The organism is Streptomyces sp. NPDC006872, assembly GCF_040635845.1.
GTDB lineage: Bacteria > Actinomycetota > Actinomycetes > Streptomycetales > Streptomycetaceae > Streptomyces.
In genome coordinates, this window is sequence record NZ_JBEYIL010000046.1 from 1 (window position 1) to 11,330 (window position 11,330).

The following is an 11,330-nucleotide window of genomic DNA, read 5'->3' on the forward strand; positions in this document are numbered from 1 at the left end:
TCCTGCATCTCAGGGTCGTGGCGGATCACCACCCCATCCTCTCGCAACAAGCACGCACCTGAAGGCGTGGGACGGAATACGCCTGCGGTGATCCCGGGACGAGAGGGACGCCACCTGGGACCCGGGTCGGGTGAACGGGGTGTCGGCAGCACACAGCGTTACTGCTCCACAAAAGTGATGCTGTTGGTGATCTCTAGGTAGTCAGCCTTTGCCAGAGCCTCTCTGGAAGTGGCTGGGTGGTCGTGGCGGAGAAGCCGGTGTGGTGCCGGGCGGGAAGCATTCGCTGAGTCGGACGATGTTGGTTCCAGCAGCTGTGAGCACGTGCTGAACGTGTGTCTTTGCCAGGCCGCGGTAGCGGCAGTGGCGCACGCCATGAGCGTGGACCGTTTCTGAGGCAGTGGCCTCGCAGCCTGCGCGGATGGCATAGTGCCGCTGCCAGTTGCCGATCTTCTGGTCTTTCCTGACCTGTGACTGGATCTTCTGCTGGGGCTCGGGCAGCAGGAGGATGTGACGCCCCTTGCCGTCGACTTTGCCGGTGCACTTCACGCGGTCGTCGCATTCCCGGCATGCCTTGCGGGGGAAGAGAACGGACAGCCGGGGATGCCCGTCGCCCAAGGTGGGTTTCCAGGGCGGGCTGGTGATGCCGTTCGGACAGGCGAGGGTGCGGTCGTCCCAGTCGATGTGGAAGTCTTCCTTCGTGAAGCCCGGCCGCTGGGCGGCCTGCGGGTCGTCACGGACCGGGGCCGAGCAGCGGGATGTCCCATGTGAGGGCCGCGTGGTGGATGCTGTCCGGTGTGACGTAGCCGCCGTCGACGACGTGCTCGAGGGGCCGAAAGCCCTGGCGGGTCAGCTGTCGGTGGATGTCGTCGAGGGCATCGGATGTTCTGCTGCGGCGCCGGGCGGGTGACCACCTGAACGGTGACGGTGGGGCTCGTTTCGTCACAGGTCTCGGTCTGGTGATCGCGATAGCCGATCCAGTCGCGCTGGCCGGCCGCGGTGACCTTCTGGTTGTAGCGTGCCTCGGGATCGTGCGGGGTGACGATCTCCACCGAGGACCACGGCACCCGTACCGAAGCGGGGTCCGGCCGGCCGTCTGCTGAGGTTTTGCCTGTGTTCCTCTGCCCGGTCGCCCTCCGGCCGGCCCGGTCGCGGGTCGACTTCGCTGCCCGCCAACGGAGTCGGCCCGCTTCGTCGTGCCAGTACTGCTGGACCCAGACCTGCCGCATGACCTGCACAGACCTCAACTCCCGCAAGGCAGGCGGGGCATCGTCTTGATAGACGGCGCGCAGGATGTGCAGCCCGTCCTCACCCACCTGCAGCACCCAGGCGATCAGTGCGTCGCCGCCGCGGGGAAGCCGGTCGTAGCGCACCGGCCGGCCATACCGGTCCGCCCAGTCAGCAGTCACTAGAGCGGCCAGCCATTCCTCGCCCTGCAGTGCGAGGTCCTCCAGAGCACAGCGCAGCGTCTCAGCGACCAGTTCGCCCCGGTTCAGACGGCGCACCGCCGCCAGCACGTGGGTGGAATCCGTCCGGATCTGTCCCCGCCGCTTGACCAGCCCGGCTTCTGCAAGCCGGTCCACGACCAGCGCCAAGAACCGGTCCGCGCGGTCGCCTTCGGCCACCCGGCCACGGAATTCGCTCAGGACAGTGAAGTCGAATCCCGGATCATCCAGCTCCAGGCCCAGACAGTACTTCCAGTCGAGGCGGCAGCGGACCGCTTCCGCAGCCTGCCGGTCGGTGAGGTTCTCCGCGTACTGCAGCACCGACACGAGAGCAAGCTGAGCCGGCGACATCCCACGCCGCCCGTCAGCCGGATACCAGTCAGCGAAGTCGGCATCCGTGAACAGGCCGTCCAGCCGATCGCGCACCCACATCGCGGCCGTGCCCCGCGGATTACTCGCCCTGGCCATCCGCACCGTCAACGGCGGAATCACCCGCCCCGAAACCGAGCCCATTGCCACTGCGGTCACCCCTCCGACCGCCGAAACCGCCCCGCTACCACCAGCGCAGCATCACGAGAACATGAACACTGGCACGGTCAGCAGACTTCACCCCACCGAGTGAAGATCACCAACAGCATCCGGAACTGCGGACAGAGCCGTTTTCAACGGTTCTCATCACCTGAGCTCGAACCGGCCACCGGGGATCCTGCCGGCAGGCGGGCCGCCGCACGGCCCGCCTGCCTTCGACGAAGGACATGACCACCCACGCCCCGCCCTGCCGCGTCACCACGCTCATCCCGAGTACGACGAGTGGCTATGTGCGTGACTGCGGGACCCGCGTCGGATACCCCCTCTGGCCAGTACGACGGTAGCCAAGAACTCGTAACCCACCGAACGCCGCCACAAAAGAGCCTCATGTGATGCAAACCACACAGAAGAACGGGAAATTGATTGCCGGATCGTCCTCCTGCCGCGCCTAGGAGTAGAAAGCTCGCTTCGATCCGCCCTTGAAGGAGGATGTGCATGTACCCCCGCCTCATCGCCGGCGACTTCGTCAGTGTTCTCCGGCCGCATCGCCCGAAGAACATGGATGGGAAGGTTGTCCGAGGCACTGACGGCGTACCCAGGTTGGTCGTGAGCGCTCAGATCCAGGTCAGTGTGCCTGCGGCGTCGCTGGCCGACTTGGTGATGTACACCGAGTGGCAAGCACGCACGTGGCATGACGGACAACTGGACTGGCTTGAGTCCACTGGTGGTGCGGAGGAGGCGTACGGTGAGCAGGTCGCTTCGGTTGCCGACACGATCCGCCTGGCGCTGCGGGGTATCGGCAGCATCACCCAGTGGCGCCACCGAATCGACACCCTCCCCTGCTCCTGCGCCCGGCTCAGACGCTGGTGCCCTCACCGGTTCTCCAGAGAGGCGAGCCGCAACCTGACCCATGCCCTCCTCAGCTACATCCTGCTGGAGCTTGGGTCGGCATGTCCCCTGCCGGTGCTGAGTCGCGAAGTGCTGCTGGCGGCCCTGATTGCCCGCAACGCCGCCATCGAGGGCGACGCAGAGACGGTGGACGCGTTCAGCCGCACCTGGCTGGGCCTGACCCGCCCGGCGCAGTGGCGCAAGGCGGTTGAAATGGCGCTGCTGGGCGACTGCGTGGACCAGTTGGGTATCGGCATGACGGACGATCTCGTTGTCGCCGAGTTGTTGCGGCGCCACAGCAACAGCGAGCACCGGCAGCTTCAGCCTCTGTGGGAGCGCAGAGTCCACGGCAAGAACGTCGCGCTGCTGAGCTACCCGGTCGATGACGGCCTCTCACTCGCTGACGTACTCGCCGATCCACGCCTCCTCGAGGACACGGTGCTGAAGGACAAGTTCACCGACAGCCGGATCGACTCAGTACTTCGCCGCCTGCACGAGGCTGAGGAAGATCTCGCCCTTGGCTGGGCACGCAGCACAGACAGCTGGGCGCAGGCCGCGCTCGCAGCCGGCCATCCTGACACCTACGGTGAACGGGTCCGCCGCAAGCTCAAGCGCCTCGGCGAGCAGCACACCGCACGTACCGCCGCGGCCGGGATGGCGGCGCGGTGACCGGAGCCGTGTACGACATCCTGCGCGAGGCGTTACCCGAATTCCTGGGAAGCCTTGCCGCCGGCGCGGCTCTCGCCATGAGCGCCTGGATCATCAGGAAGATCCGCGACCGACACAGCGCAACAGATCAGAGCGAGGCATAAGGACTACCAGGACTCGGGCAAAAGCCTGCTGACCGCCCGCCGCCAGCAGGCCTCGCTCCTCAGAACGGCGGCCGGCCCGCAGCACCACGTGCCACGGGAAGGGAGGGTTAGCAGCCCACCCATCCGGCCACCGGCCGCGGCGCCTGGCCGCCAAAGGCAATGGGTGTGGCTCTCCTGTAGGGAGCTTTGACCTGCGTGGTTGCTGACCGGGGGTTGGCTGCTCGATCGTCGTGGTGTCGGGTAGCCGGATTCCGGGGGTGACGGCGTTGGTGTCGTGGCTGGAGGAGCTCGAGCGGCGGGAGGCTGCCGCGCGCGGGAGAAGATCGGTGAACTGCGCGCTCGGATCGATGAGTTGGCCGGGCATCTTGCCGAGCAGGAGATGGTGCTGTCCCGGTTGGAGATCACCCGGGAGACGATGATGGAGATCCTGTCCGGCGACGAGACGGTCTCGGAGTCCGGGTCCGTGGCGGAGCCGGAGGCCGGCGGGCCGGTGGAGGTGTCGCGGCCGGGGGCGGGAGGGGAGGGCCCCTTCGGGGTGGGGTCGCCGGTCGGGGTGCGGCTGGTGCCGCCGTGGACGCCCGGGCTGGCCGTGGGGGTGCTGCCGCGTTCGTACCAGGACATCGTCGAGGACCTCGCGGGCGCGGTGCGTCCGATGCGGGCGCATCACCTCTGTGCCGCGCTGGGCCCGTCGACGGACAAGAGCAAGGTGGAGGGCTTCCGGTCGAAGCTGAAACGTCTGGTCGAGCAGGGCTGGTTGACGGAGGCGGAGCCGGGACTGTTCGCGCCGCGGCCCGTGGTGACGGCGCACGCGGATGCGCCGGAGCCGGACGGAAGCTCGCGCCGCCGCGCCGGTGTGGGGTCGGGCTCTCGTCCCTAGCGTCGAAGGTGCCAACCGATTCCACGCTCGAAAAGCGAGAGCCCGATGACTGGAGCGTATGCGGCCGCCGCGGCGGCTGACCCCTTTGACCGAGCCGCTTCTTTCCTCACTTCCCTCATCGATTCCCTCTCCCGTCCCGAAGCACTGCTCCTGCCCCACGAGCGGGTGGAGGAAGACGCCGAACAGGGGGCGAGGGAGCTGGCCCGCCTCCTCCTCCAGGGCCACTTGGACCTGCGCACCCGCCGGGAGGAAGCTGAGCTGTCGGCCCTGGACACGGACGGCCGGGCCCAGCTCGCCGCGGGTCGCACCCGGCTGGAGACGGGCCACCGGCGCCAACTGGCCACCGTGGTCGGGCCGGTGACCGTCGCCCGGTGTGCACTGCGCGCCCTGGGCCTGCCCAACTGCTATCCGGCCGACCAGGTGCTGGGGCTGCCACGCGAGCGGCACAGCCTGGGGCTGCGCCGGCTGGTGGTGCTGAAAGCCGCCCGCGGCTCCTACGACCACGCCCTGGAGGCGATCGGACGCCGCTGTGGGACACCGGCGGTCGGCAAACGCCAGGCCGAACAGCTCGTGCGGGCGGCCGCGGTGGACATCGCCGCCTTCTATGCCGCCCGCACCCCCGCTCCGGCAGCCAGCACGACGCTGCTGGTGCTCAGCGTCGACGGCAAGGGGATCGTGATGCGCCCGGGTCACCTGCGGGAAGCGACGCAGAGGGCAGCCGAGCGTGCGACGCGCACGTTCCGCACCCGACTGTCCGCCGGGGAGAAGACCTGCCGCAAGCGAATGGCCACGCTGGCCGTCGTCCACGACGCGGATCCGGCTCCGCGCCGCCCGCACGACATCATCGCTCCACCCGGAGGCCGCACCGGTCGGCGCACCCCGCGCAAGGGGCCCAAGGCCCGCGCGAAATGGCTCACCGCCTCGGTGGAACACGACGCGGACCAGGTCATCGCCGCTGCCTTCGACCAGGCAGAGGCCCGCGACCCCCAGCACCGCAGGTCCTGGGTGGTCCTGGTCGACGGCGCCGCCCACCAGCTCGAGTTGATCCGGGCCGAGGCCGCCCGCCGCAAGGTCGAGATCCATATCGTCCTCGACATCGTGCATGTGCTCGAGAAGTTATGGGCGGCTGCGCGGTGTTTCCACACCGCCACCGATCCCGCAGCCGAAGACTGGGTCGGGGCCAAGGCCGCCCGGATCCTGGCCGGTGACGCCCCCGGAGCCGTCGGCGACATCCACGCCGAAGCCGACCGCACGGGCCTGTCCCCAGATCAGCGGGCCGCGGCGGACAGGGCCTGCCGCTACCTGGAGAACAATGCCGCCTATCTCCACTACGACAAGGCCCTCGAGGCCGGATGGCCGATCGCCAGCGGCACCGTCGAAGGAGCAGCCTGCCATCTGATCGCCGACCGACTCGACATCACTGGCAGCCGATGGAGCGTCTGCGGAGCCGAAGCCGTCCTTACCCTCCGCGCCGTCATCAGCAACGGTGACTTCCCGCAGTACTGGACCTTCCACACCCGCAGAGAACGCGAACGCCTATACCCCGCCCCCGACCAGGCCGAATACGACCTGCCCGCCTGAATACGACCGTCACTCAGGAAAGCCGCACACATCGCGCAAGGGCGAACCGATGCCGGTGCTACGGTCCCAGTATGTCCAAGGCCGAGATCGACGGCGTCGCCGCCGAGTTCTTCAGTGCGTTCGACAACAGGGGCGGCAAGGCCGCAGATGTGGATCGGGTCCGCCGACTGATCGTGCCTGGGGGCGTCCTCATCAAGGCAGGGCCGGAGTTCACGGTGTACACCGTGGAGGAATTCATCGAGCCACGCCAACAACTGCTGGCTGAGGGCCGACTGGTGAACTTCAACGAGTGGGAGACTGCGGAGCGCACCGAGACCGTCGGCGCCATCGCATCGCGGTTCAGCGAGTACCGGAAATCCGGGATCCTCGACGGCGTGCCCTTCGAGGGCGGCGGGACGAAGACGATGCAGTTCGTACTCACCCCGGATGGCTGGCGGATCGCTGCGGTCTCCTGGTGCGACCGGCCCTGAGGCCAAAAGCCGCACCGCCGCACGATCTGGAGTACCCCTCCAGGGTCAGCCCGAAGGGGGCAGGCGCAGTTGCATCCAGACCGAGCTGATGTAACCGCCGTTCTTCGTGGCGTACTCGTCGAAGATACCCACGTCGGTGAAGCCGAACTTACGGTGCAGAGCCACCGAAGCATCATTGGGAAGTGCGATCCCAGCCAGCGCGACATGGACCGGCTGCGAGCGCAGCGTTTCGATGAGGGTGCGGTACAGCGCCGAACCAATCCCAGCGGCCCGCGCATCGGGATTCACGTAGACGCCCAGTTCAACCGTTTGATCGAAGGCCGGATGCGTCCGGTAGGGACTGCTTGAGGCGCACCCAAGTACCCGATCGCCGGTAGTGGCCACAAACAGCTGGTGCGGACCCGTTTCGGAGAATCTCTCGAACCACTGCAAGCGGCTCTCTACCGTGACCGGTTGGGTATCGAAAGTGATGATCGAGTGGGTGACGTAGTGGTTGTAGATCCGCACCAGCTCAGGAAGATCATCTTTGCGTCCGGTGCGTATTACCAGCCCGTCGCCGGCACGACGCCCGGCCTCGCGGTCTCTTCCTGCCATGGGCCGCATCATGCCATGGTCGTTCTCCCAGATCAGCCCGTCCCTGCAGAAGAGCTACACCCAAAGGCAATCACCACGCCCAAAGCCAGACACCACACCGCAACCCTACCGAGCCCCAGACACAGCCGACTGGAACTGCGACTTCGAGATCAGAGCGCCACGGCCACGGCGACCTGACCGTGCCGAACCAATAGCTGGTGATCCGCCGCTTGCCCTGCTGAGTCCGGGACGTCGGATGGAAGTTCGAGAAACATCTCCCAGTCGCTACTCGTGATCGGGGATAGGCTCCAGGACCTTCCCGATTTCACCACGCGCGATCCGGTACTGAGGCTTCTTCTCCTCGTACTTGGGCCACCCAGCCTCACACGCCCGTTCCACAGCGGAGCGGGAGAATCCGCGCATAATGTCCACAAAATCCAGCCCATGCGTCTGGATCGTGCCGAGGTGGACGAAGCGGTCAACGAACCACCGCTGCCTCGCCTCGTCGCCTATCTCAGCTAGGACATCGTCTATCAGTGCGAGTGTCCTGCGGCACTCCTTGTCAGCCTTCTCGTAGAAGCTCATGAGACTGACCGGCCCTGTGGGCTTTCCCGGAGAAGGCCACAGGCGAGGGTGGGACCTCGCCATGACGAACTCGGCCGGCGTCCGGTCGCTCTTGGCCTGATTGCACGTCCTGCAGGCGGGAACCATATTGTCCGTGCCGTGATAGCCCCGGCGTGCCCACGGGATGACGTGATCCGCCGTCTCAGACTCACGGCCGCAGTAGACGCAGCAGCCCCCATTCGCAAACAGGACCATCAGCCTGTCACAGATCCACTCGCTTCCCCGCCTTCGAACCCCCACGCCATTCCCTTCGACGTCGCCCCAGAGCGGCAATCCTTCACCAATCTCTTCCAACCTGCAGGACTGGTTCGGTCAAAATGGGCTCGGGCCGTAAAGACCGGCCACCGCTAACGTCCACCGCAGCCGACGACGGACACGCGCATTCAGTCGGCCCGGGCGGCCATCAACTGGGTCCGTGCGTAGGTGGTCGTGCCGTCTGCGGGAGTGTCACGCAGCAGTTCGAACAGGCCGCCCGGTCCTGCGGAATCCCCTGGGCGGATCGCGGGGGCGGAGATGTCGTCGAGGAGGACGTCGACGAGGCGGGCGAGAGTGTGGCAGCCGTTGCCCGAGTAGCCCCAGCCAACTCCCCAGCCGTCCCTCTCGGGCGCGAACCACAAGATGCCGTCCTGCGTGCGGATCCAGCACGTGCCGCCGCTGAGGATGAGGGCGGCAAGCGGAGAGCCGGTGAGCAGGCGCTGCAGGGCGAAGGTGAAGAGGTTCGCATCACGCGTGCCCGGCGCGCGGTGCAGCACGGGGATGCCGGCGACGGGGTCGTGGAGAAGGACGTCGGTGTCCGCGTCGCGGCCGTTGTCCAGCAGGACCTTCTCCAAGACGGTGGGGGGCTCGCTGGAAGCGGCGGGAACCAAGCGCTGGGCCCACTCCCGGGCGGTGGCGCAGGAGCCTGGATACACGCTGGTCACGGAGCCGGTGTGCCAGTCCTGACCGCCGTCCCAGCGCTGGACGAAGTCAGCGACCCGGTACGCGAGGACATCACGGCGTTCGGTGATGCTCAGCCAGCCGGCACGGCGGACCATCTCCGTCGGCTCCTGCGGGGCGGGCCGGGTGAGCGGGGCCGGCACCGCACCGAGGACAAGGTGAACACCATCACCGCCATCGGCCGCGTTCTTGCGCAGCTCGGCAATGTTGCGGGTGGCCGAGCCATGGCCGCGACGGCGGACCTCCCGGGCGAGATACCAGCACAACTCGGCGGCCGGCCGGAGCCAGTGGGTGACATCCACCGCCAGGACCAGGCGCCCGTCGGCGGCCTCGGGCTGCGGCAGCCCGGCCAGTACCTGCCGCAGCCGCGGCACATCGAGGTTCCCGCTGTTCAGCGCGGCGTACATCGCGCCGTGCCCGCGCCGATGCTCGGCCGTCAGCGTGAGGTCCACCGGCGAGGTCACCGGCCCGTCCACACATAGCAACGCGTCTACCAGCTCGAACAGTTCGTCCCTACGCGTAGTCAGACAGTCGAAAAGGTCGTCCCGAAAGCGTGAGGCGTTCGCGAACGCCTCGGCCGGAACAGCATCAGGCAGCAGACTCACCTTCACGGCCTTCGAACTGGTCAAGCGCCTCTTTGGTCAGAGCACATGATCGGGCGGAGGCCTCTCGCACGTCCGCTGAACAGCGCAACCAGAGATCAAGTTCGAGTGCCGTTCGGACGCTGGTAATCCGGTCAGGCGGCAGCCAGTGAGGCGTGGATCCGGCTGACGGCACGCAGGATCTCGTCTCGGTTCTTCGCTCGCTTGATCCATGCCGGAAAGCGGGCGACCAAGGTCATCTTTTGTCCGGTGTCGTACCAGGGTGCTCGTTCTCGCAGCGACGCTCCTACGAAACGGCGGATCAGGTCGAGATGTTCGAGGTTGTACGCCCACAACCACCCATGCCGGGTCTCAACCTGGAACCACAACGGCATACCGAAGTACGGATCTGTCGCGGGTTGAGCTGCGCCACGGGAGAGCGTGACAAGACGGCCGCTCCACATCCGTGACAGTCCGCAGCCACAGCAGACCAGACGTCGCGGCCTGAACAGGACCCGACCTCCGGGATTGGAGTCTTCGGGCGCTGGAACGACACGAGCGGCCCTTTCGCAACCAGGGCACCGCACAATGATCAAGCTGATGAAGTCGTACTCGGTACTGCGCGGATCCCGGAACCGACCGGAGAGCAAGGCCATGCGCTGAGTATGCAACTGCCCCGCAGATCGGCGCATCCCGATTCGACCACTCACGCTCAGGCCCGCCGCCCACCCTGCCAGGGCCAGACGGAGGTTAAAGAACAAGTTATAGAACCTGTTTCCGAACCCTGACTGCCCAGGTCAGTGCGCGATGGGAGAGAGCAGCGAAAGGATCCGGCGTTCGCGGAACGGTCACCGTTGTGGGAAGTCGAACGGATCGCCTGGGACCGCTGGTGCCGTTGAGGCAGCGAGCACGTTGCCGAGCGGCAACTCGGGGTGGCTGGAAGAAACGGACACGACTCAGTCGCCGCCGCTACCGAAGTCCGTGTCACCGCCGTAATCGGCGGGTCCGGCACCCGCCGTGCCCTACCCGTCGCGGCTGGAGAGGAACGTTCCGATGATCAGCCCCGCTGTGCACGCCAACATGAGGGCGGATCCGGCCATCAACACGGCCGCCATCGGGGGGCCGTCCGCATTGCCCGTAAGCATCAGCACCATGAGGCCCGGGCCTATACCGAAGATCCCTATGCCGCACACCACGGCCAGCGTCGCGTTGTGGTGGAGGTCAGGGACCTCGTCCCACACCGCCGGTACCAGGGTCACGGCCTGGCAGAGCAGACAAGCCGCCTGCAGCACGGCGTACCCCGCGAGCGTCATCTCCTGCTGCCAGAAGTACACGACCCCTGCTACACCACAGAGCAGCAGTGCCGCAGTGCCCACCAGCACGAACGCCGTAGGCGCGTCAAGGTAGTACCCGAACGCGTCCGTTCCTCGTCTGAGGTTGCGCCTGAGCCTGCCGTTCACGTCTCTCCCCCGTTCGTCGGCGCTGCCCCGCGTGGTCGCATCATGCCCACATCAACCGATCGTCACCCGGTCGGGCCGCCCAGGCCGAGCCGACGGCCGGCGGGGATGGTTCACCGCTGCCTGACCGCCAGGAACAGGCGCTGCCTTTCGACACTGCGGCCTTCGCAAACAGATACTACTGACCTTGTTGGCGTGATGTCGTTGGCGTCGACAAGCTGTGGTTGTCGCAGTAGGCCGGTCTCATGAGATATCCGCAAGGGGGCGGGCTGACCGCGGAACGACGGGGGTTTCGCGAGCATCTCCGGATGCAGGCGGCCGAGTTGTTCGCTGTGGGACACGACAATGCCGCCATCGCGAGGCGGTTACGTGTCAGTGTGCGGTCGGTGCAGCGGTGGCACCGGGCATGGGAGCAGGGTGGAACACCGCCCTGGAGTCGAAGGGGCCGGCATCCAGGCCCAAGCTGAGTGATTCCTAATGCGGTCTGTCAAGCCGCGTGCCCGGTGGGTGGCACGAGTTCGTAGGTCCGTCCGTCACGTAGGAGGGCCCAGAGGACGTTGA

12 protein-coding genes and 2 pseudogenes are annotated in these 11,330 nt (G+C 67.0%); 6 read left to right on the top strand and 8 right to left on the bottom strand.

The genetic code is table 11. From position 1 onward, the window contains the following. Positions 1-201 precede the first annotated feature (201 nt). Together ABZ725_RS52220 and ABZ725_RS52225 are read right to left on the bottom strand one after the other, a co-directional pair. A complete protein-coding gene (locus tag ABZ725_RS52220; protein WP_358809425.1) occupies positions 202-615 on the bottom strand; it encodes a transposase in 414 nt (137 codons plus the stop codon). After that, on the bottom strand, positions 543-1,970 hold the full coding sequence (locus ABZ725_RS52225) for a transposase (RefSeq protein ID WP_358809426.1): 1,428 nt from the start codon (positions 1,968-1,970) through the stop codon (positions 543-545). Before ABZ725_RS52225 ends, ABZ725_RS52220 begins: the two co-directional genes overlap by 73 nt. Before the next feature lie 495 nt (positions 1,971-2,465). On the opposite strand from ABZ725_RS52225, the gene ABZ725_RS52230 reads away from it, so the two are divergent. The 5 genes from ABZ725_RS52230 to ABZ725_RS52250 all read left to right on the top strand — a co-directional run bounded on the left by ABZ725_RS52230 (position 2,466) and on the right by ABZ725_RS52250 (position 6,598). Then, the gene (locus ABZ725_RS52230; RefSeq protein ID WP_358809427.1) at positions 2,466-3,527 is read left to right on the top strand and encodes a hypothetical protein; all 1,062 of its coding nucleotides are present in this window, start codon (positions 2,466-2,468) and stop codon (positions 3,525-3,527) included. 8 nt (positions 3,528-3,535) lie between these two features. Further along, the gene (locus ABZ725_RS52235) at positions 3,536-3,670 is read left to right on the top strand and encodes a hypothetical protein (protein ID WP_358809428.1); all 135 of its coding nucleotides are present in this window, start codon (positions 3,536-3,538) and stop codon (positions 3,668-3,670) included. Positions 3,671-4,022: 352 nt separating this feature from the next. Further along, the gene (locus ABZ725_RS52240) at positions 4,023-4,547 is read left to right on the top strand and encodes a hypothetical protein (protein ID WP_358809429.1); all 525 of its coding nucleotides are present in this window, start codon (positions 4,023-4,025) and stop codon (positions 4,545-4,547) included. Between the two features lie 45 nt (positions 4,548-4,592). After that, the gene (locus ABZ725_RS52245) at positions 4,593-6,128 is read left to right on the top strand and encodes an ISKra4 family transposase (protein ID WP_358809430.1); all 1,536 of its coding nucleotides are present in this window, start codon (positions 4,593-4,595) and stop codon (positions 6,126-6,128) included. Between the two features lie 71 nt (positions 6,129-6,199). Next, complete coding sequence (locus ABZ725_RS52250) at positions 6,200-6,598, top strand: DUF4440 domain-containing protein (RefSeq protein WP_358809431.1); 399 nt, start codon at positions 6,200-6,202, stop codon at positions 6,596-6,598. A 45-nt stretch (positions 6,599-6,643) separates the two neighbouring features. Here the strand turns inward: ABZ725_RS52250 and ABZ725_RS52255 are convergent, their stop codons facing one another. The 6 genes and pseudogenes from ABZ725_RS52255 to ABZ725_RS52280 all read right to left on the bottom strand — a co-directional run bounded on the left by ABZ725_RS52255 (position 6,644) and on the right by ABZ725_RS52280 (position 10,772). Then, a complete protein-coding gene (locus tag ABZ725_RS52255) occupies positions 6,644-7,192 on the bottom strand; it encodes an N-acetyltransferase family protein (RefSeq protein ID WP_358809432.1) in 549 nt (182 codons plus the stop codon). Between the two features lie 264 nt (positions 7,193-7,456). Beyond that, on the bottom strand, positions 7,457-7,756 hold the full coding sequence (locus ABZ725_RS52260; RefSeq protein ID WP_358809436.1) for a hypothetical protein: 300 nt from the start codon (positions 7,754-7,756) through the stop codon (positions 7,457-7,459). A 72-nt stretch (positions 7,757-7,828) separates the two neighbouring features. Further along, positions 7,829-7,990: pseudogene (locus ABZ725_RS52265) on the bottom strand (HNH endonuclease); the annotation flags it as partial. 1,019 nt (positions 7,991-9,009) lie between these two features. Further along, a pseudogene (locus ABZ725_RS52270) lies at positions 9,010-9,336 on the bottom strand (transposase); the annotation flags it as partial. A gap of 131 nt (positions 9,337-9,467) precedes the next feature. Next, positions 9,468-9,968, bottom strand: a complete 501-nt coding sequence (locus tag ABZ725_RS52275) for a hypothetical protein (protein ID WP_358809433.1) — start codon at positions 9,966-9,968, stop codon at positions 9,468-9,470. 366 nt (positions 9,969-10,334) lie between these two features. Then, positions 10,335-10,772 carry a hypothetical protein gene (locus ABZ725_RS52280; protein WP_358809434.1) on the bottom strand — a complete coding sequence of 146 codons (438 nt, stop codon included), beginning with the start codon at positions 10,770-10,772 and terminating at the stop codon, positions 10,335-10,337. 305 nt (positions 10,773-11,077) lie between these two features. On the opposite strand from ABZ725_RS52280, the gene ABZ725_RS52285 reads away from it, so the two are divergent. After that, positions 11,078-11,236: a helix-turn-helix domain-containing protein gene (locus ABZ725_RS52285; protein ID WP_358809435.1), complete on the top strand. Its 159-nt coding sequence runs from the start codon at positions 11,078-11,080 to the stop codon at positions 11,234-11,236. Positions 11,237-11,330 lie beyond the last annotated feature (94 nt).

Coding starts and splice junctions, on each gene's coding strand:
- ABZ725_RS52230 (WP_358809427.1), top strand. CDS start 2,466: ATGTACCCCCGCCTCATCGCCGGCGACTTCGTCAGTGTTCTCCGGCCG.
- ABZ725_RS52245 (WP_358809430.1), top strand. CDS start 4,593: ATGACTGGAGCGTATGCGGCCGCCGCGGCGGCTGACCCCTTTGACCGA.
- ABZ725_RS52250 (WP_358809431.1), top strand. CDS start 6,200: ATGTCCAAGGCCGAGATCGACGGCGTCGCCGCCGAGTTCTTCAGTGCG.
- ABZ725_RS52255 (WP_358809432.1), bottom strand. CDS start 7,192: ATGGCAGGAAGAGACCGCGAGGCCGGGCGTCGTGCCGGCGACGGGCTG.
- ABZ725_RS52260 (WP_358809436.1), bottom strand. CDS start 7,756: ATGAGCTTCTACGAGAAGGCTGACAAGGAGTGCCGCAGGACACTCGCA.
- ABZ725_RS52275 (WP_358809433.1), bottom strand. CDS start 9,968: ATGGCCTTGCTCTCCGGTCGGTTCCGGGATCCGCGCAGTACCGAGTAC.
- ABZ725_RS52285 (WP_358809435.1), top strand. CDS start 11,078: ATGCAGGCGGCCGAGTTGTTCGCTGTGGGACACGACAATGCCGCCATC.